We start from the raw sequence: 19,456 nt of genomic DNA on the forward strand, positions 1-19,456 counted from the left end.
TTCGAGCCGGAGCTCACCGCCTCAATCCGCCCCGGCCGGGGAGGGGCGCTGGGTCACGCCGATCTTGGAGGCCGCGATCACGGCCTGGGTGCGGCTGTCGACGCCGAGCTTGTCGAGAATGGCGGAAACGTGGGCCTTCACGGTCGCTTCGGACACGCCGAGCTCGTAGGCGATCTGCTTGTTGAGAAGGCCTTCCGACAGCATGGTGAGCACGCGCACTTGCTGCGGGGTCAAGGTGCCCAGACGCCGGACCAGATCGGCGGTTTCCACGTCCTCCGTGGCGGAGAGGTCCACATCCGGCGGAGTCCAGGTGTCGCCCGCCAGCACCGCCTGGATCGCGCCGCCGATATTGTCGATGTCGATGGATTTCGGAATGAACCCCGAGGCGCCGAAATCCATGGCCCGGCGGATCACGTTGGGCTCCTCCGTGGCGGAGACGATGACGACCGGCAATTCGGGATACTGGGCCCTCAGGGACATGAGGCCGGAAAAGCCCTGAACACCCGGCATCGTCAGATCGAGCAGGATCAGGTCGACGTCCCGCTCCTGGGCCAGGGAAGCATTGAGGTCATCCATGCCGCTGGCCTCGATCACCCGGGCCTCGGGCATGATGGATGCGACGGCCTGTCTCAGCGCGCCGCGAAACAGCGGGTGGTCATCGGCGATGATGATCGTGGTGTTTTGACCCTGCACTGCTGCCTTCTCCCACGAGAGCTTTTGTGAGCCTTAGCCGCATCTTTCATGAAATAGCAAGGCGGCAATCGGAGGCCGCGTCCATTCTACCGGGAAAGAGCAGCGGATAATATATGGAAACATAGAGCAGGCGGGTTATGCTCCGATGAGATGGAGAATGATATCCCGCCGGTGGGGCCTGTCCCGGTGTTCGGCAAGGTACAGCCCCTGCCAGGTGCCGAGGGTCATCTGCCCCTCCATGACGGGAATGCTCAGGGAAACACCCGAGAGAATGGTGCGAATATGGGCGGGCATGTCGTCCGGGCCCTCGGTCGAGTGGATGTAGGCCGCATCCCGTGGCGCAAGCCGGTCGAATGCCGCCATCAGGTCGAGGCGCACATCCGGATCGGCGTTCTCCTGGATGAGCAGGGAGGCCGAGGTATGGCGGCAGAACACGGTCAGCAGGCCGTGAAGAATGCCGGTGCCGAAGATCCAACGGGAGACCGCGTCGGTGATTTCGATCAATCCCTGTCCTTCGGTCTCGACCAGGAGCCGCCCGTTGACCTGCTGGGTCACGCTGCCTTCGGAAAGGGTTTCCACGTTCAGCATCGTCAGGTCTCCTGCTCCTTGAGAGGGTGAATCTCCCTTTCGCCCCGTTCCAGGATCTTTTCCAGGGTCTCGATCCGGTCGGCTTCGGCCGCGGGCTTGTCCCAGCGGATGCGGCTGATGCGGGGAAAGCGCATGGCCAAGCCCGACTTGTGCCGCGTCGAACGCTGCAGGCCCTCGAAGGCGACCTCGAGCACGAGCCCGCGATCCTTACCGTATTCCACCTCCCGCACGGGGCCGAAGCGCTTGACCGTATGGTTGCGGACATAGCGGTCGAGCCTCACCAGTTCCTCGTCGGTGAAGCCGTGATAGGCCTTGCCCACGGGCACCAGCTCCTCCCCGTTTGGCCCGTCTCGCCAGACGCCAAAGGTATAGTCGGAATAGAAGGAGGAGCGCTTTCCGTGCCCGCGCTGACCGTACATCATCACTGCGTCGACGAGGTAGGGATCCCGCTTCCACTTGTACCAATAGCCCTTGGGACGCCCGGGAAGATAGGGGCTGTTCGCCCGCTTCACCATGCAGCCCTCGATCGCGTCCGCGTCGGGGCCCGCGCCGACGGAGGCCGGATCCGCGCGGGCGGCGGCCAGATCCTCCCAGGTTTCGAACGGCACCATGGGGGACAGTTCGATGCGGGGATCGCCGATGCGGGCGACGAGCGCCTCCAGACGCTTGCGCCGCTCGGTAAACGGCAGATCGCGCAGATCCTCGTCGCCTTCCGTGAGAATGTCGTAGACGCGCAGGTGCACCGGAAAATCGGCGACGAGCCTCGGCGTCACGGCCTTACGGTTGAGGCGCTGCTGCAGCACGTTGAAGCTCTGCACCAGGCCCTCGCGCACGATCAGCAGCTCGCCGTCGATGGCGCCCTCGAAGTCCAAGGCTTCCAGCAGATCGGGAAAGGCGCGCGAGACATCCTCGCCCGTGCGCGAATAGATGCGCCGCACCGGGCGTCCGTGGCTGTCATGCCCTGAAACCGCCTGCAGGCGAATGCCGTCCCATTTCCATTCGGCAAGGAAATCGCCGGCGTCGAGTTTTTCGAAATCCTCCTCCTCCAAAGGATGGGACAGCATCGGGGGACGGAACGGCGCGGGATTGCCGGATTCCGGCTTGGGACCGCGGCCTTCGACCCAGGCGAAGAGGCTTTCATAGGGCGCCTCCAGGCCGTGCCAGATCAGCTCGATCTCGTCCGGTTCGATGCCGCCGAGCTGCGCCACGGCGGTTTTCGCCAGCCGGGCCGAAACCCCCACGCGAAGCTCCCGCGTGATGAGTTTCAACAGCGCCCAGCGCCCCGTTTCGTCGAGGGCATCGAGCCAGCCCGCGACTTTCGCAGGCAGATCGCTCTTGCCCGCGGTGGCGAGCGTCTCGACGACTTCGGTGAGGGAGGGCACATGAGGTGGCGGGTTGTTGTGGCCGATAGCGGGTATGCCGGAGGCGACGGGCGCCACGCTCTCGTGCCCGGGCGCCGGCCAGATGAGGGCCACCGTTTCGGCGAGATCGCCCACATAGTGATAGGACATGCGGAAGAGTTCGGGATCCGTGCGCTCTTCCACGAGGCCGCGGATCAGGCCGGGCTTCGCTTCCTTGAACATCAGCGCATTGGTCATGGCGGCGAGCGCATAGCCGCGCTCGGGATCGGGCGCATGGCGGAAGTAATCCATGATCAGCCGCAGCTTCGCGTTGCGGCGCGGCTCATAGGCCAACCGGTCGAGGAGGGCGGCGAAGCGGTTCATGCCTCACCTCCCGAACGTGGGGCTTCTTCCGCTTCGCCTTCGTCGCCATAGCCGAGCATGTGGAGCGGGCGCGCCCTGATGCCGTGGGTGGCGCACCAATGGACGAGGGCGTCCTCCTGGCCGTGCGTGACCCAGACTTCACCTGCGCCGGTCTCCCGGATCGTCCGGCACAGATCGTCCCAATCGGCATGATCGGAGATCACGAGCGGCAGCTCCACGCCCTTCTGGCGCGCCCGCGCCCGCACGCGCATCCAGCCCGAAGCGAAACAGGTCACGGGATCGGGAAAGCGGCGGGACCAGAGGTCCTGGATGGAGGAGGGCGGACAGATGACGATGGCGCCCGCGAGTTTCGACCGCTCGGAAGCCACGACCTTCGGCGTCTCCCCGAGAGAGATGCCTTCCGACTTGTAGAGTTCCGTCAGGCGCTCCATGGCCCCGTGCAGATGGATCGGTTGGTCGTAGCCTTCCTCCCGCAGCAGCGCCATGACACGCTGCGCCTTGCCCAGCGCATAGGCGCCGACGATGTGGGTGCGCTCGGGAAAGAGCGCGACGGAGTCGAGGAGCTTGCGCACCTCGGCCCTCGTGTCGGGATGGCGGAAGACGGGAAGGCCGAAGGTGGCCTCCGTGATGAAGACGTCACAGGGCACGAGCTCGTAGGGGAGGCAGGTGGGGTCCTCGGCGCGCTTGTAGTCGCCCGACACCACCACACGGGTGCCGCCCGCTTCGATGGCGATCTGCGCGGAGCCGAGCACGTGTCCGGCCGGGGTGAAGCGCACGGTCGCGTCGCCGAGCCGCATGCTCTCGCCGAGCGGGGCTTCCTGCGAGCTTCCGGCAAAATCCTCGCCGTAGCGCACCCCCATGATGCGCAGGGTTTCGCCGGTCGCCAGCACGGCACTGTGCCCGGAGCGGGCATGGTCGGAATGGCCATGGGTGATGAGCGCCCGTTTCACGGGCCGGACCGGATCGATGTGAAAGTCGCCGAGGGGGCAGTAGAGCCCTTGCGGGGTCTGGGTGAGGATATCGGTGGAGCGCAGAGCCATGGATGAGAATATAGTGTTCGATCCACTGTTGTCAGGTTGAATGCCGGTCAGAGGTCCTCCCGCGCTTCGCAGCCGAGCGTGCCTTGATCGACGCCTGTCGGAAACCCACATGGCAGGCGCTGCAAAGAGGAGCGAGGCATGCGCGCGATGGTGATCACACGGTTCGGCGGCCCCGATGTCCTCGAGCTCCAGGATCGGGCGCGCCCCGAACCAGGCCCCGGCCAGGTGCTGGTGCGGGTTGTCGCCTCCGGAACCAATCCGGTCGATGCCAAGGTCCGGCAGGCCGGGTCCTGGGCGCAGATCCCTTTCCCGGCCGTTCTCGGCTATGACGTTTCCGGTGTCGTCGAGGCGCTCGGTCCCGGCGTGACCGAGTTCAACATAGGCGACGAGGTGTTCTACACGCCGGAGATCTTTGGCAATCCGCACGGCAGTTATGCGGAATATACCGTCGCCTTCGCCGGCATCGTCGCCCGCAAGCCGGCGAATCTGAGCCATGTCGAGGCCGCCGGGATCCCGTTGGCCGGCGGTACGGCCTGGGAGGCGGTCATACGCCGTCTGAACATCAGGCCGGGCGAGACGATCCTCATTCACGGCGGCGCCGGCGGAGTCGGCTCCTTCGCCATCCAGTTCGCCAAGGCTGCGGGGGCGCATGTGATCGCGACTGCCAGCAGAGCCAACCATTCCGCTCTGCAGGAGTTGGGAGCGGACGTTGCCATCGATCACCGCGACCCCGATGCGGCCGACCGGATCGTGACGGAGACCGGCGGTCGGGGCGTCGACGCGTCGTTCGACACGTCTGGCGGCAACGTCCCCATGAGCACCCTGGTGACACGGCCCTTCGGGCGGATCGCCACCATTCTTCCGCCCAATGGGGAGCTCGACGCCCTCTATACGAAGAACCAGACTCTCTTCGGCACCTTCCTGACGCGCGAGGGCGCGCGGCTGCGCGAGATGACGCCGCTGTTCGAGCGTGGGCATGCCAGAGTCGTCGTGGACTCCGTCCTTCCCCTCGAGGAGGTGGCGAAGGCCCATGAACGGCTGGATTCGGGCCATGGCAGGGGCAAAGTGATCCTCCAGGTCGGGCCGTAGGGAAGCTGGCGAGGGAAGGGCCCAAGCATCGGCATTGACAGTCCCTCGTCTCTCCCCCATGGCAAGGCAATGCTGTTGCCTCCTTCTTTCCGCTCCTCCGGCGATGTCTTGGCCGACCGCCGCTACGAATATGCCAGCGCCGCTTTCGATGAGCGCGATTTCGAGGCTGCCGCGGATCTGGCCCGGCAGGTGCTGGAGCTTGCGCCGCGCTTCGCCCCGGCTCATGCCCTCCTGGGGCGAGCACTGGCCGAGCTTGGATCGAAGGGTGAGGCGGTGGAGGCCCTGTGCCGGGCTCTCGATCTCGAGCCGGAGGACGTTCTTGGCGTGCGCCTCGACCTCGCCCGCCTGGGCGCGCTCCCGGCGGACGAGGCGATGTCAGGCGGTTACGTGCGGGCGTTGTTCGATGAATACGCCCCTAAATTCGAGCGGCATCTCACGAAGAGCCTGGCCTATTGCGGACCGGAGCTCATCGCCGATGGGCTGCGTCGCGCCTGCTCCAGGCGGGTCAGGGATTACCGGTTCGGGCCGACATTGGATCTCGGCTGCGGCACGGGGCTGATGGGTCAGGCACTCGATGGATTGTGCGCGTCGCTCGTGGGGGTCGATCTCTCGCCGCGCATGCTCGAGAAAGCGGAAAGGACGAAGCTTTACGAAAGCCTCCACGAAACGGATCTCGTCTCGTTCCTCAAGCGGTGTGCGGATGCCGAGGCCGACCTCGTCGTGGCGGCTGACGTGTTCGTCTATATGGCGGCGCTCGACGATGTCTTCCGCGAGACCCATCGCGTATTGAGGCGCGAGGGTCTCTTCGCCTTCACGGTGCAGGCGCATGAAGGCGAAGGATTCGTTCTCGGCGCGGATGCGCGCTATGCGCATGGCGAGCGCTATCTGCGCGAGCTCGCCGACGCGAATGCGTTCACGACGGTGATCCTGGAGGGGGTTTCGACCCGGGAGGATCGCGGCGTTCCAGTACCCGGATTCCTGGCGGTGATGCAGCGCTGATCGTCTATGCCGCCGGCATAGACGGGTGGGGGGCGGCTTCCCAGCAGCCCAGGACCGATTGGTCGAAGTCGATGATCGAGCCCGTCATCATGCCGGATTCGGCGCTGGCGAGGAACGCGACGGCCCGCGCCACTTCCGCCGGATCGAGCAGGCGGCCGAAGGGCTGTTCCTGCGCGGCCTTGTCGAGCCAGCCGTCCTGCGCGCCGTGATAGGTGCGCATGACACGATCCTCTCCCGGCGTATTCATCCAGCCAATATTGAGGCCGTTCACGCGGATGCGCCAGGGCATGAGGCTGAAGGCGGCGTTCTTGGTAAGCGTCGCGAGTGCCCCCTTCGAGCCGCAATAGGCGGAGATGAAAGGCTGGCCGCCATGGGCCGACATGGAGAGGATGTTGACCATCGCGCCTTCGATTTTCTCGCGGCGCATGATCTTGGCGGCCTCCTGCATGAGGAAGAAGGGCGCTCGCACGTTCACGGCGAACATGCGATCAAAGAGTTCGGGCGACGTGTCGAAGATCGTGCCGCGGTCGGTCATGCCCGCCGCGTTCACCAGCACGTCCATCCGTCCGAAGACGCTGTCCGCCCGCGCCGTCACGGCACGGGCCTCGTCGACGCTGGCGAGATCCGCCTTCACGAATTCCGTGCGGCAGCCCTGAGCCGCGATCTCCCTTGCGACGGCCTCTCCCCGTTCGGCATTGCGCCCGCAGATGACGAGACCCGCGACACCCCGCGCGGCGAGCGTTCGAGCGATCGTTTCCCCGACGCCCTGCGTGCCGCCGGTCACGACGGCGATGGCGTTTCTGAACTGGGTTGAGCTGATCATGGCATTCCCTTTTTGAGGTTCCCGGTTGACCCGAGCTGAGATCATCCTGGAAAGCTTGGCAAGCGGCTCACGAAAGGGTTCACATGGGAAATGGGCCTGCCGTAGCGAAAATCTCCACTGGCGCCTATCTTGTCAGGGCATGTCCAAAGCGTCCCCATCCCTTCTCCCCGAGATCTTCCGGGACTGGTTCAGGAGCCGAGGCTGGGAGCCCCGGGAGCACCAGCTGCAGCTTCTCGCCAAGGCAAAAGCCGGCCGCTCCGTGCTGCTCGTGGCGCCGACAGGAGCGGGCAAGACGCTGGCGGGCTTTCTGCCCAGCCTGGCCGAGCTTTCGGAGCGGGGGGCAGGCCGGGGCACGGCCAAGGGCGAGCGGGGTCTTCACACCCTCTACATTTCACCCCTGAAGGCGCTGGCGACTGATATCGCCCGCAATCTCGAAGCGCCGGTGCAGGAGATGGGCCTCCCGATCCGGATCGAGACCCGGACCGGCGATACGCCGTCCCACAAGCGCGCGCGCCAGATCGAGCGGCCGCCGGACATTCTGCTGACGACCCCGGAGCAGCTCGCTCTGCTTCTCGCCCATCGCGAGGCCGGGAAGTTTTTCAAGGACCTGCGCCGTGTCGTGCTCGACGAACTGCATTCTCTCGTGACTTCGAAGCGCGGAGATCTGTTGTCCCTCGGGCTTGCGCGCCTCTTGAGCCTCGCTCCCCAAGCCACGACCGTGGGCCTGTCGGCTACGGTGCGGGAACCGGACGATCTGCGACGCTATCTGGTGCCGCAGAGCGAGCACGAGAAGGCCTTCGCCGACCTCGTGGTGGTAAAGGGCGGTGCGCAGCCCGACATCCGCATGCTGGAACTCGACGAGCATCTGCCTCTGGCGGGTCACACGGCCTCCCTCTCGATGCCGGCGATCTACGGGTTGATCAAACAGCACAAGACGACGCTGGTCTTCGTCAACACGCGCCTGCAGGCGGAGTATACCTTTCAGGAGCTCTGGAAACTCAACGACGACGGTCTCGCGATCGCGCTCCACCACGGCTCGCTCGATGTGGCGCAGCGCCGCCGCGTCGAAGAGGCGATGGCGGCGGGACGGCTCAAGGCGGTCGTGTGTACGGCGACCCTCGATCTCGGCATCGACTGGGGCGACGTGGATCTCGTGGTCAATGTGGGCGCGCCGAAGGGCGCGTCCCGCATCATGCAGCGCATCGGCCGCTCGAACCATCGCATGGACGAGCCCTCGCAGGCCTACCTCGTGCCGGCCAATCGTTTCGAGATCCTGGAATGCCGTGCCGCGCTGGATGCCGTGCACGAGGCCGCGCAGGACACGCCCGACGCCCGGACAGGTGCGCTCGACGTTCTCTGTCAGCACATTCTCGGCATGGCTTGCGCCGATCCGTTCAGGCTCGAGGACCTTTACGAGGAAGTGCGCTCGGCCGCGCCCTATGCGGCTCTGACATGGGAGGATTTCGAGGCCTGCGTGGCCTTCGTGGCGACCGGCGGATATGCCCTTCGCGCCTATGAGCGCTTCGCCAAGATCGTGAAGGGCAACGACGGCCTCTGGCGCGTGCGTGACGGCAGGGTCGCGCAGCAATACCGGCTGAACGTCGGCACCATCGTGGAATCGACCATGATCAAGGTCCGTCTCGGCAAGACGTCGCGCGCGCGGCCCGGGACGGTGCTGCCGCGCGGGCGCATCCTCGGGGAGATCGAGGAATATTTCGCCGAGACTCTGACACCCGGCGACACCTTTCTTTTCGCGGGCGAGGTGCTGCGCTTCGAGGGGATTGCCGAGGACGAGGTTCTGGTCACGCGCGCTGCTTCGGGAACGGACCCGATGATCCCGTCCTATGAAGGGGGCAAGTTTCCGCTCTCCACCTTTCTTGCCGCGCGTGTGCGTGAGATCCTGGCCGACCCCTTCGAGTGGGATCGGCTCCCGCCGCAGATGACCGAATGGCTCTTGCAGCAGCGCCGCCGCTCCATCGTGCCCGGACCGCGCGATCTTCTGGTCGAGACCTTTCCCCGAGGCAACCGCTTCTACATGACCTGCTTCCCGTTCGAGGGACGGCTCGCACATCAGACCCTCGGCATGCTGCTCACCCGGCGTCTGGAGCGCGCGCGGCTGAAGCCTCTCGGCTTCGTCGCGAACGATTACGGCATCGCCGTCTATGCCTCGAGCGACATCGCCGCACGGGCTGCGCGGGAGCCCGGCTTCATGGACGAGTTGTTCGCTGAGGACATGCTGGGTGACGACCTGGAGGACTGGCTGGCGGAATCCTCCCTCATGAAGCGCACCTTCCGCCAATGCGCGGTCATTGCGGGCCTCATCGAGCGCCGCTTCCCGGGGGAGCAGAAGACCGGTCGGCAGGTCACGATCTCCACGGATCTCGTCTACGACGTTCTGCGCAAGCACGAGCCCGATCATGTGCTGCTGCGCGCCGCACGGGCGGATGCGGCAACGGGACTCCTGGACGTGAAGCGCCTCGGCATGATGCTTCAGCGCATCCGGGGGCGAATCATCCACAAACCGCTCGACCGGGTTTCTCCTTTGAGCGTGTCCGTCATGCTGGAGATCGGCCGTGAGCGCGTCTATAGCGACAATGCGGACGAGATCCTGGCCGAGGCGGAAGCGGCGCTTCTCGACGAGGCTTTGGCGTGACGGCTTTGCGAAAGAACAAACAGACAACCCACGAAATCGAGTTGGCGGGGCAGTTGGCCCTCCTCGACCTCTCCGGAGGCCTGTATCTGCCGGCGCATGACGCTCTGCTCGTGGCTGACCTGCATTTCGAGAAGGGCTCCTCCTTCGCGCGCCGGGGCATGATGCTGCCGCCCTATGACACGCGCGAGACCCTTGACGCCTTGGTCGATGTGGTGGCGCGCTTCAATCCGCGCGCCGTCGTCGCCCTCGGCGACAGCTTTCACGATGTCGGCGGGCCTGATCGGCTCGGCGACGAGGAGCGCTCGACCCTGAGCGGGGTTCAGTCCGGGCGCGACTGGGTCTGGGTGACGGGCAATCACGACCGTATCCTGCCCGAGAGCATCGGCGGGCAGGTCGTGGAGCAGATGAGGCTGGGATCCCTCATCCTGCGCCACGAACCGGCGGCGGGAGAACAGGCAGAGGTCGCGGGACATCTGCACCCCGTCGGCAAGGTGGTGATGCGCGGGCGCGCGACGCGCCGCCGCTGCTTCCTGACCGACGGCAAGCGCTGCATCATGCCGGCGCTCGGAGCCTATGCGGGCGGGCTCAATGCGTGCGACGCCGCCTTCAAGCCGCTCTTCCCGAGCGGTTTCACCGCCCATCTCATTGGCACCGAACGCATCTTCGCCATTGCGAAATCGATGCTGTGCCGGGACTGAGGCATCAGTCCCGCCTGAAGATCACGTTGGCGAGCCAGCCGAAGGCGATCGCGAGCAAGGCGGTGGCAAGCCCGTAGAGAAGCGACAAGTCCCGGGCGATGGAACCGATCTGCTCCTCGAAACCGGTCTTGACCAGTTCGAAATGGGTCATTGTGCTCGCCAGGACCACCGTGTCGGCAAAGAGGACGACCTGCACGTCGTATTCGCCCGGCGGGGCCGTCGCGGGAAGCGGGATGCTGGCCCTGAAGATATCAGGAGTCAGGAATGTCACTCCGCGTTCGTCCTCCAGGTACAGTCCCTCCTGCGCCTTGAGACGATAGAGCGCCTCGCGGAACTCCCTGTCGGCGCCCCCGCCGCGCTCATTGGTGAAATCCGGTGCGTTGATGATGGCTCTCAGACCGATCTTCTGGCGCTGGCGCAGCTGAACGCTGGTGATCTCCTCGATTGGCTTCGACGTCAGGACGCTCAAGTAAGCCGGCGCTGCCGGAAACTTCTGCTGCTCCCGGTTGATCCAGATCGGCCCGATCTGCTCCTTCTCGCGCACGGTGAGCAACTGCCGGGGCCCGCGAACCGTGACGACCACGTCGTATGCCGTAGCGCGGGCGATGGTTTGCGCATCCCGCTCGATGGCGCCGAACACGGCAATGGATGTGCCCGTGTAGTTCGAGTTGATGAGAACGCGGTGGTTTGACAGGGACGTGATCAAGGTCTCCGCGGCGGCCGAGGTCGCGCAGGCGAATGCAAGCAGGACGATGGCGAGCCGTTTCACTGGCGTACCTCCTGCGTGGTAAGCGAGAACGGCTCTTCGGGCTGGACCACGAGTTCGAGCGCAAAGCGAAGGCCTACGGCCAGCAGCAGGATGGCCAGGAGAAAGCGGAACAGCTCCGCTCTCAGGTTCCGGCCCATGCGGGCACCGAACTGGGCTCCGAACACACCGCCGATGATCAGCAGGATCGCGAGCACCATGTCCACGGCCTGGTTCATCACCGCATGAAGGATGAGGGCGACGACGGTCGTGCAGACGATCTGGAATTGCGAGGTCCCGATGACGACGTTGGTGGGGACCCGAAAGATATAGAGGAGTGCCGGCACCACGATGAACCCACCGCCGATTCCGAGAAGGGCGCCTGCGAAGCCGATGAAAAGCGAGAGCAGCAGAATCGGGATCACGCTCACATAGAGCTTGGAGCGATAGAAGCGCATCCGCAGTGGCCAGCCCAGATAGGAGGCATGCTCGCCGGCCTGTCGGCGCGGGCGGACCGTGCCGCCGCGCCGCTTCGTCCAGAATTCCCGGATGCTCTCCTTGAGCATCAGGCTTCCGACGACGGTAAAGAGCGTCACGTAAGACACGACGATGACGAGATCGAGTTGTCCCGCCCGTCTCGCCGCGGCGAAGAACCAGACGCCGAGTACCGATCCGATGAAGCCTCCGACGACGAGGATCGCGCCAAGCTTGTGATCGAGCGATTTACGCCGAAGCGCGCCTAGCACGCTCGTGGTCGAGGAAGCGACGATCTGGGCCGATTGCGTGGCCACGGCCACGGCCGGAGGGATGCCGAGGAAAATCAGGAGCGGGGTCATCAGAAACCCGCCGCCGATGCCGAAAAGGCCGGAGATGAACCCGACCGCAGCGCCCATCCCGAGGATGAGAAGAACACTTACGGGCATTTCAGCGATCGGCAGATAGATTTGCAATCCGGATCCCCTTGGCCGGTGCAGCCACGGCTTGGTTACATTGATGCGCGGAGCGATTTAAAGGACAAGCGATGAACGTAAGCTGACCGCTTTGGGTTCAACCATCAACTCCCGCGTCTCGGGTTATGTCCAAGGCCGTCGTGTGCCCGCTCGCAGGGGTGGGGGCCTCGTTGGCGACGGGATCGGCGGGTCGGGGACGCCATTGCTTGATGGAGGCCTGAGCCGCCTTCAGCTCGGCGGCGCTCAGACGCCCGGCGAGTTCTTCGCGCTTCTTGGCGGCATCGTCGTCTCCCTGGGTGGCGGCGAGGGCAAGCCATTGGTAGGCTTTGACGAGGTCCTGCCTGGTTCCGATGCCCCGGGCGAGGAGAACGCCCGCATTGAACTGGCTGTCCTTGAGACCGGCCTCGGCGGCCTCGCTGTACCACCGGAAAGCGGACGCATAGTCCGGCTTGCCGTTCAGGCCCGATGCGAGGAGGGTGGCGAGGTTGTGCATGGCGCGGATATTGCCGCTCTGCGCCGCTCGCTCGTACCAGGCGACCGCCTGTTTCGTATCGCGTCCGGTGCCGATCCCCTTTTCCAGCAGCATGGCGAGCCTTTCCTGCGCCGGAGGAAGGCCGGCCTGGGCCGCGCGCTCAAACAGATGGGCGGCCAAGGCCATGTCCTGCGGAATGCCGCGCCCTTCGGAAGCTCGGGATGCGATTTCGTAGATCGCCGCCGCATCGCCCGCCGACGCTGCCTCCCGCAGCGCGGCCGGAACAAGGGCCGGAATTCTGCCAACGGTCGCGGGATCGACGAGAAACTTGGGTGCTGCGGCCGCAGCGGGCCTGGAAGCGGCGGGGTCAGCCCTTGTGGCCAGGCTCGACGGCTGGAAGAGGCGCGCTCCGTCTGCGGGGGCGGTGATGCTTCCCGTTTCGGTGGCTTCCGCGAGAGGGTGTGCCTCCACAACGAAGCTTTGTTGCGGAGCCCCGCCCGATCCGATCAGCGGGAGCGGAGAGGGGACAAGGCCGCTCGACAGGACGTGCGCCGCCCCCGTCGCCAGGATCGCAAGTCCGAGGCCGAACAGAAGCGAGCGGCGATGCGCGTCGAGCGTGCGGCGGATGCGCTCCATGAGCGGGACCGAAGAGGCGGGCGAGACTTCGTCCTCATCATACGCCTCGAACATGCCGGCAAGCTCTTGCTCTTCCACCACGGCGTTGGGTGAGGATGCGATCTGATCCGCCTGCGCTGCGCGACGGGCGGCCGCGATGAAGCTGGCGCGCACTTGGCCGAGATCCGCCTCGTCGGCGGTATCCATCACGGGCCCGGGCGATCCCGGTTCTGCATTCGGGCCGTGACGCGTCGCGGCAACCTCCTCGGTCTGGGACAGGGTGACCGCGTGGAGACGGCGCACGGCTGCTTCCAGGCGATCGGCAGGTGCCATCTGCTCAGGGGGCCTGTCGCGAAGAGCGTGGGAGATCGAGCCGGGCCGATGTGCGGGCACCCCCTGTTCCGTGAGCCGGGAAGCGAGCGTCTCCAGGGCACCGTTTACGGCACGCAGCGTCTCCTGCGTTTTCCTGTCGGCACGGATCTGCAAAGCCTTCAGTTCGACGAAGCCCTGTTTCAGAGCGTCGAGACCGGCGGCATCGGGGAAGTTCCCCTGGAAACTTTGCAGTGCGGCCTTTGCGGCGCGTTCGGCAATACCGGCCGCGTCGTTGTGGAGATTGCGGAGATGGCCCGTAGTCTCATCGAGGATCTTCTGCAGGGGCTCGTCCGATTTCTGCGCCAGCCTTTCCGCAATGGAGGCGATCTGCTCCTCGAGCAGGTCGAGGCTCAAGGGCTTGAGCGGAACCCGATCGAGTTTCTCGTCGATGCTGCGCAGCATCTGCTCCATCGACGCATTGTCCACTTGCTGGCCGACCTGTTGAAGTTCCTCCTCGATCCGGTCGAACCGCTTCATCAGCGAATCCTGCGAGCGAGCCTCCTTATCGGCTACGGCCTGAATCTGGGAGGAGAGGCGCTCGATCATGTCGTTGAGCGCCTCGCTGGGCTGAAAGCGGCTTTCGGAAAATCCTTCCATGCGTTCGGTCAGAAGCGCCAGCTGATCCGTGATCGGATCGAGATTCAAGGGTGCGGGCGCGGAGCGGCTTGCGAGCTCCGCGAGATCGCGGCTCATGCTGTCGAGCTGCGAGGGGACATCGCTCGCTTCCTGAACGGCAATGGTCCGGTTCAGGGCTGCGCAGACGTTCTCCAGGGAGGCCTTGAGGGCGGAAAAGTCGTTGCGCCCTACTTGATGAAGGCGCAGATCGGCGAGCTGACGGCCGAGTGTGTTCACCTCCTCCGACAGCCGCTCGATCTGGCGAGGCTCCGCGCGCTGGGAGAGGTCGTGGCGCATGTCCACGATCTGACTGCCGAGAAACTCGATCACGCTGCGGTCGATGCCGGTCTCTGCAATCCGGTCGATCTTGCCTTTCAGGTGTTCGATCTCGCTTTCGATGCGCCCATGCAGTCCATGGTCGATGTTCTCGGAAAGGGTCTGGACCTCGCGATACACGGCGGCCGTCGCCTGCGCCAGGATCAGGAGGTCCTTGTCGGGCGCGCCGTGCTCCATTCCCTCGGCAATGCCCCTGAGAGCACGGTCGAGGATGACGACTTGCTCCCGCGTGGCGAGATGATCCATGCTCTCGCGAAGCCGTTCGATCTCGCCGCGGATTGCGCCGATGGCAGCCGTGCATGTCTTGTCGGATTGCATGTGCCGCTCGGCCGTCGCCTGCCGCTCGACGGAGTCGAGGCGGCTCCTCAAGCCGGAAAGGGCCTGCGAGAGTGCGGTGGCGATACGGTCCTGGTGGTCCGCCGAGGCGCGGGCCGTCTCGTTCAGACGCTCCTCGGTCTGCTCGATCCAGCTCGCCATGGACTCGAGAGCGATCGCCGTGCGCGAGGCGTGATCGCGGGTCTGGCGCTCGCTCTCGGCCGAAACAGCCTTCATGAGCGCCTCGAAGGTCCGTTCCAGCTCGGGCCGAACTGGTCCGGGATGGCGCGACGTGGTGCCTATCGGCTCGGGGCCTGTGGGGTTTCGCTCCCGGGCCGGAGACAGGCGTCTCGCCTCCTTCGCCGAAAGAACGGCTGCCGTCCATTCCTCGGCGCTCAGTCCCGCCCGGCGGACGGCGGCTTGGGCCAGCTCCCGGGCCTCGAGGTCCGGCTCGTCGCGATTGGAAGGGACGTGTTGACTCATGGCCGCGCTCGCGGGGGAACTATGAACTCTCGGACGGCCATAAGCCCCCCTGCTTATGCCTGTCGTGGCGGTCGTGAAACCTGGGATTGGGGCGAATCACTTGGCCGCCAGGTCACCCGATCGTGGGCGTAGCTTTCGGCGAACGTAGTAAAAAACCCGTTAAGCGCCGGGATCTTAGCCCGGGCGATCCTCCCCGACCGGACAGCTTACGCTTGGGTAGGACGCAAGGAAAATCCGCTCGCGTTGCCATAGACGCAGCGTGCTCGGGAGCACTTGCAATCGACGCGGCTTGCGTATTATCATAACGTTACCAAGAGATATGCTGATTCACAGCAATGATAACGACGGGGCGTTCCATGAACCAAACGAGTGCTGTTTCCAACCTCTCCGACGACAGGGGTGAGGGCGCAAAATTCTACACGATCGGGGATCTGGCCCGTGAGTTCGGCGTTACGTTGCGCACCCTGCGCTTCTACGAGGACCGTGGCCTTCTTTCTCCTCGCCGTGACGGAACCGCCCGGATCTACGATGCCCGCGATCGTGAGCGCCTGTCCGTGATCCTGAAGGGCAAGCAGCTCGGCTTCACCCTGACCGAGATCCGCGCCATGTTGGCTGAGGAGCGCTCGGCTGACGGCCCGGCCATGAACCTCAAGCTCTCTCTGGATCAGATCGAGGATCAGATCCGCCATCTCGAGCAGCAGAAGGCCGAGATCGAGGAGGCACTCGAGGAACTCAAGACTCGTCGCTCCAGCCTTGCGGTCGCAGCCTGAGATCCGCAATCGTCTCATGTCTTCCTTTTCAAATCAGATCTCGTGCAACGCGCCTGGGCGGTCGAAGGCCATCCTCACTGACGCCTTCCGGGCGCTCTGCTGTCCGGGCGGTCGCCACCAGGGGCGACGTCGAGAATGAAGGCCGGATCCTTGCGGAGGGGCCCGTTCGAGCTCTGAACGTTCGTCTGTGTTCCGGTAGATTTTGCGCCCTACCTCTTCCCAAAAGGCATAGATAGTTTATATATGAACTATCTACTGGGCCGGCTCGTTCGCCCGAAGGGCTGTGGCGGGCTGCCGATTCTGGAGGAAGAGCGAATGCCGGTTTACAAGGCCCCCGTCGAAGACGTCATGTTCCTCTTGAACGACGTCTTCCTGATCGAGCGTCACAACAATCTGCCGGGTTTCGCCGATGCTACCCCGGACGTGGTCGAGGCGATCCTCAAGGAGGGCGCCAAGCTCTGCGAGGAGGTCTTCGCTCCCTTGAACCGCACGGGCGATCTCGATGGCTGCACCCGCAACCCTGACGGCTCGGTGACCACGCCGAAGGGCTTCAAGGAGGCCTACGAGGCCTATACGGCTGGGGGCTGGATGGGCCTGTCGGTGCCGGAGGAATTCGGCGGGCAGGGGCTTCCTTCGGTTCTCAACACCATCATGCAGGAGTTCGTCTCCTCGGCGAACCTGGCGCTCGGCATGTATCCAGGCCTGACCCAAGGTGCGATCGCCGCGCTCCTGGTACATGGCACCGAAGAGCAGAAGCACACCTATCTGCCGAAGATGGTGGAGGGCACCTGGACCGGCACCATGAACCTTACCGAGCCCCATTGCGGCACCGATCTGGGCCTGCTCAAGACCAAGGCCGTTCCGAACGGCGACGGCTCCTATGCCATCTCCGGCACCAAGATCTTCATCTCCGCCGGCGAGCACGACATGGCGGACAACATCGTGCACCTCGTTTTGGCCCGGATCGAAGGCGCACCCGGGGGCACCAAGGGCATCTCGCTCTTCGTGGTGCCCAAGTTCCTCGTCAACGCGGACGGATCCCTGGGCGAGAGGAACGGCGTCGCCTGCGGCTCCCTGGAGCACAAGATGGGCATTCACGGCAATGCCACCTGCGTCATGAATTACGACGGCGCGAAAGGCTGGCTCGTGGGGCAGGAGAACCGGGGCCTCAACGCCATGTTCGTGATGATGAACGAGGCGCGTCTCGCGGTCGGCGTGCAGGGGCTCTCGCAATCCGAGGTCGCCTACCAGAACGCGGTGGCCTATGCGAAGGACCGTCTGCAGGGGCGCTCGCTCACCGGACCGAAATTCCCGGACAGGCCAGCAGATCCGATCATCGTCCATCCGGACGTGCGGCGCACGCTTCTGTCCGTCAAATCCTTCAACGAGGCGGCGCGCGCGCTCATCGTCTGGACCGGGCTTAACAGCGACATCGCGCATCGCTCCTCGGATGAGGCGCAGCGGCAGATCGCCGAGGACTACATGGGGCTCATGACGCCCGTGGTGAAGGGCGTGCTCACCGATCTCGGGTTCGAGAACGCCGTGAAGGCGCAGCAGGTGTTCGGCGGCCACGGCTATATCGAGGAATGGGGCATGTCGCAGTTCGTGCGCGATGCCCGCATCACCATGATCTACGAGGGCGCGAACGGCATCCAGGCGATGGATCTCGTCGGGCGCAAGCTTGGCAAGGACGGCGGGCGCGCTATCATGAGCTTCTTCAATGAGGTGGGGGCATTCTGCCAAGACAATGCAAACGACGAGAACCTGAGAGGCTTTGTCGCTCCCCTGCAGCAGGGGTTGGGGCACCTGCAGCAGGCCACCATGTGGTTCATGCAGAATGCCATGGCGCGACCTGACAACGCCGGCGCCGGCGCTACGGACTACATGCACCTCTTCGGCACGGTCGCCATGGGCTATATGTGGGCCAAGATGGCCAAGGCGGCCGATGCCAGGAAGGCTGAAGGAAACGGGATCGCCGCGAAGATGGATGCGAAACTGATGACGGGCCGCTTCTTCATGGAGCGCATGATGCCGGAAACCGGCGTGCGGTTGGCTCGCATTACATCCGGCGCGGACGTCACGATGGCCATGCCGGTGGAAGCCTTTTGATCGGCCAGCTTCGTCCCGGCCGGAGCATCGCGAAGAGCCGGGGAGCGGATTGAGTCAAGTGCCTGTTCTTGAAAAACGATCCCGGGGCGCGCTTCGCCGGCCCGGGATGACGCCAAACACATCTGGGAGGCCCTCATGGCCGATGCATTTATCTATGACGCTGTTCGCACGCCGCGCGGGCGTGGCAAGCCGGACGGCTCCCTTTACGAGGTGCCGTCCGTCGATCTCGCCGTCACGGCCCTCGACGCGATCCGCAGCCGCAACGATCTCGACCCGCTACTGGTGGAGGACGTGGTGCTTGGCTGCGTCGATCCCGTCGGCGAGGCGGGCGGCGACATCGCGCGCGCGGCGGCATTGAAGGCCGGGTTCGGCAAGGAAGTGCCGGGCGTGCAGATCAACCGCTTCTGCGCCTCCGGCCTCGACGCGGTGAATTTCGCTGCCGCGCAGGTGATGTCCGGCATGAAGGACGTCGTCATCGGCGGGGGCGTCGAATCCATGAGTCGCGTCGGCATGGGCGCCTCGGGTGGCGCATGGCCGGTCGATCCTGGCATCGCGATTCCCAACTACTTCCTGCCGCAGGGAATCTCGGCGGACCTCATTGCCACCAAATACGGTTTCACGCGCGACGACGTCGACGCCTACGCGGTCGAGTCGCAGAAGCGCGCAGCGAGGGCCTGGGACGAGGGCCGCTTCGCCAAGTCCGTGGTGCCGGTCAAGGACGTGAACGGCCTGACCATCCTGGCCAAGGACGAGCACATGCGCCCAAGCACCGATATGCAATCGCTGGGTCAGCTCAAGGCCGCCTTCGTGCAGATGGGCGAGATGGGCGGCTTCGATGCGGTGGCGGTCGCCGCGCATCCGGATGTGGAGTTCATCGATCATGTGCATCATGCGGGGAATTCCTCCGGCATCGTGGATGGAGCCGCCGCCGTGCTCGTCGGCTCGAAGGAGGGCGGCGCGAAGATCGGGGCCAGGCCCCGCGCGCGCATCAAGGGTTTCGCGTCCATCGGCTCGGATCTCGCTCTCATGCTCACCGGCCCCGTCGACGTGTCGGAGCTGGCGCTCAGGAAGGCTGGCATGACGAAGGCCGACATCGATCTCTTCGAGATCAACGAGGCGTTCTCGGCGGTGGTGCTGCGCTATATCCAGGCGCTCGAGCTCGATCCGGCAAAGGTCAACGTGAACGGCGGCGCCATCGCCATGGGCCACCCTCTCGGAGCCACCGGCGCAATGATCCTCGGCACGGTTCTCGACGAACTGGAGCGCACGAACAAGCAGACGGCGCTCGTCACCCTCTGCGTGGCCGCTGGCATGGGTACGGCAGCGATCATCGAGCGCGTCTAAGAGTGGCGGATAGGGGAGACAGT

At 65.1% G+C, this 19,456-nt stretch carries 15 protein-coding genes; 7 read left to right on the top strand and 8 right to left on the bottom strand.

Going from position 1 to position 19,456, the window contains the following annotated elements:
• Positions 1-21: 21 nt before the first annotated feature.
• From GR328_RS20355 to GR328_RS20370, 4 genes are all read right to left on the bottom strand, one after another.
• Positions 22-693 carry a response regulator gene (locus tag GR328_RS20355; RefSeq protein WP_160887086.1) on the bottom strand — a complete coding sequence of 224 codons (672 nt, stop codon included), beginning with the start codon at positions 691-693 and terminating at the stop codon, positions 22-24.
• A 135-nt stretch (positions 694-828) separates the two neighbouring features.
• A complete protein-coding gene (locus GR328_RS20360) occupies positions 829-1,281 on the bottom strand; it encodes a secondary thiamine-phosphate synthase enzyme YjbQ (RefSeq protein WP_160887088.1) in 453 nt (150 codons plus the stop codon).
• A gap of 2 nt (positions 1,282-1,283) precedes the next feature.
• Complete coding sequence (locus GR328_RS20365; protein ID WP_160887089.1) at positions 1,284-3,005, bottom strand: cisplatin damage response ATP-dependent DNA ligase; 1,722 nt, start codon at positions 3,003-3,005, stop codon at positions 1,284-1,286.
• Positions 3,002-4,045, bottom strand: a complete 1,044-nt coding sequence (locus GR328_RS20370; RefSeq protein ID WP_160887091.1) for a ligase-associated DNA damage response exonuclease — start codon at positions 4,043-4,045, stop codon at positions 3,002-3,004. Before GR328_RS20370 ends, GR328_RS20365 begins: the two co-directional genes overlap by 4 nt.
• Before the next feature lie 138 nt (positions 4,046-4,183).
• On the opposite strand from GR328_RS20370, the gene GR328_RS20375 reads away from it, so the two are divergent.
• Complete coding sequence (locus GR328_RS20375; protein WP_160887093.1) at positions 4,184-5,134, top strand: zinc-dependent alcohol dehydrogenase family protein; 951 nt, start codon at positions 4,184-4,186, stop codon at positions 5,132-5,134.
• 75 nt (positions 5,135-5,209) lie between these two features.
• Positions 5,210-6,133, top strand: a complete 924-nt coding sequence (locus GR328_RS20380; protein WP_425487058.1) for a class I SAM-dependent DNA methyltransferase — start codon at positions 5,210-5,212, stop codon at positions 6,131-6,133.
• Positions 6,134-6,137: 4 nt separating this feature from the next.
• Here the strand turns inward: GR328_RS20380 and GR328_RS20385 are convergent, their stop codons facing one another.
• A complete protein-coding gene (locus GR328_RS20385; protein WP_160887097.1) occupies positions 6,138-6,956 on the bottom strand; it encodes an SDR family oxidoreductase in 819 nt (272 codons plus the stop codon).
• A gap of 139 nt (positions 6,957-7,095) precedes the next feature.
• Between GR328_RS20385 and GR328_RS20390 the strand changes: the two genes are divergently transcribed.
• Positions 7,096-9,609, top strand: coding sequence for a ligase-associated DNA damage response DEXH box helicase (locus tag GR328_RS20390; RefSeq protein WP_160887099.1), 2,514 nt, complete (start codon positions 7,096-7,098; stop codon positions 9,607-9,609).
• Entirely contained in the window at positions 9,606-10,307 is a 702-nt protein-coding gene (gene pdeM, locus GR328_RS20395) for a ligase-associated DNA damage response endonuclease PdeM (RefSeq protein WP_160887101.1), read from the top strand. The genes GR328_RS20390 and pdeM overlap by 4 nt, the downstream gene beginning before the upstream one ends.
• A 4-nt stretch (positions 10,308-10,311) precedes the next feature.
• Here the strand turns inward: pdeM and GR328_RS20400 are convergent, their stop codons facing one another.
• From GR328_RS20400 to GR328_RS20410, 3 genes are all read right to left on the bottom strand, one after another.
• Complete coding sequence (locus tag GR328_RS20400; protein WP_160887103.1) at positions 10,312-11,076, bottom strand: TIGR02186 family protein; 765 nt, start codon at positions 11,074-11,076, stop codon at positions 10,312-10,314.
• Complete coding sequence (locus GR328_RS20405; protein WP_160887105.1) at positions 11,073-12,002, bottom strand: sulfite exporter TauE/SafE family protein; 930 nt, start codon at positions 12,000-12,002, stop codon at positions 11,073-11,075. The genes GR328_RS20400 and GR328_RS20405 overlap by 4 nt, the downstream gene beginning before the upstream one ends.
• 97 nt (positions 12,003-12,099) lie before the next feature.
• Positions 12,100-15,210 (bottom strand): tetratricopeptide repeat protein, encoded by a 3,111-nt coding sequence (locus tag GR328_RS20410; protein WP_160887107.1) that lies wholly within the window; start codon positions 15,208-15,210, stop codon positions 12,100-12,102.
• 356 nt (positions 15,211-15,566) lie between these two features.
• Between GR328_RS20410 and GR328_RS20415 the strand changes: the two genes are divergently transcribed.
• From GR328_RS20415 to GR328_RS20425, 3 genes are all read left to right on the top strand, one after another.
• On the top strand, positions 15,567-15,980 hold the full coding sequence (locus GR328_RS20415) for a MerR family transcriptional regulator (protein WP_160887109.1): 414 nt from the start codon (positions 15,567-15,569) through the stop codon (positions 15,978-15,980).
• 315 nt (positions 15,981-16,295) lie between these two features.
• On the top strand, positions 16,296-18,089 hold the full coding sequence (locus tag GR328_RS20420; RefSeq protein ID WP_160887111.1) for an acyl-CoA dehydrogenase C-terminal domain-containing protein: 1,794 nt from the start codon (positions 16,296-16,298) through the stop codon (positions 18,087-18,089).
• 135 nt (positions 18,090-18,224) lie between these two features.
• Positions 18,225-19,433, top strand: coding sequence for an acetyl-CoA C-acetyltransferase (locus tag GR328_RS20425; protein WP_160887113.1), 1,209 nt, complete (start codon positions 18,225-18,227; stop codon positions 19,431-19,433).
• Positions 19,434-19,456: the final 23 nt, after the last annotated feature.

The sequence above is a fragment of the Microvirga makkahensis genome (genome assembly GCF_009830105.1).
Lineage (GTDB): Bacteria > Pseudomonadota > Alphaproteobacteria > Rhizobiales > Beijerinckiaceae > Microvirga > Microvirga makkahensis.

What these genes read in the sequence shown, in the direction of transcription:
- GR328_RS20360 (WP_160887088.1), bottom strand. Translation starts at nt 1,281, where the DNA reads ATGCTGAACGTGGAAACCCTTTCCGAAGGCAGCGTGACCCAGCAGGTC.
- GR328_RS20365 (WP_160887089.1), bottom strand. Translation starts at nt 3,005, where the DNA reads ATGAACCGCTTCGCCGCCCTCCTCGACCGGTTGGCCTATGAGCCGCGC.
- GR328_RS20370 (WP_160887091.1), bottom strand. Translation starts at nt 4,045, where the DNA reads ATGGCTCTGCGCTCCACCGATATCCTCACCCAGACCCCGCAAGGGCTC.
- GR328_RS20375 (WP_160887093.1), top strand. Translation starts at nt 4,184, where the DNA reads ATGCGCGCGATGGTGATCACACGGTTCGGCGGCCCCGATGTCCTCGAG.
- GR328_RS20385 (WP_160887097.1), bottom strand. Translation starts at nt 6,956, where the DNA reads ATGATCAGCTCAACCCAGTTCAGAAACGCCATCGCCGTCGTGACCGGC.
- GR328_RS20390 (WP_160887099.1), top strand. Translation starts at nt 7,096, where the DNA reads ATGTCCAAAGCGTCCCCATCCCTTCTCCCCGAGATCTTCCGGGACTGG.
- GR328_RS20410 (WP_160887107.1), bottom strand. Translation starts at nt 15,210, where the DNA reads ATGAGTCAACACGTCCCTTCCAATCGCGACGAGCCGGACCTCGAGGCC.
- GR328_RS20415 (WP_160887109.1), top strand. Translation starts at nt 15,567, where the DNA reads ATGAACCAAACGAGTGCTGTTTCCAACCTCTCCGACGACAGGGGTGAG.
- GR328_RS20420 (WP_160887111.1), top strand. Translation starts at nt 16,296, where the DNA reads ATGCCGGTTTACAAGGCCCCCGTCGAAGACGTCATGTTCCTCTTGAAC.
- GR328_RS20425 (WP_160887113.1), top strand. Translation starts at nt 18,225, where the DNA reads ATGGCCGATGCATTTATCTATGACGCTGTTCGCACGCCGCGCGGGCGT.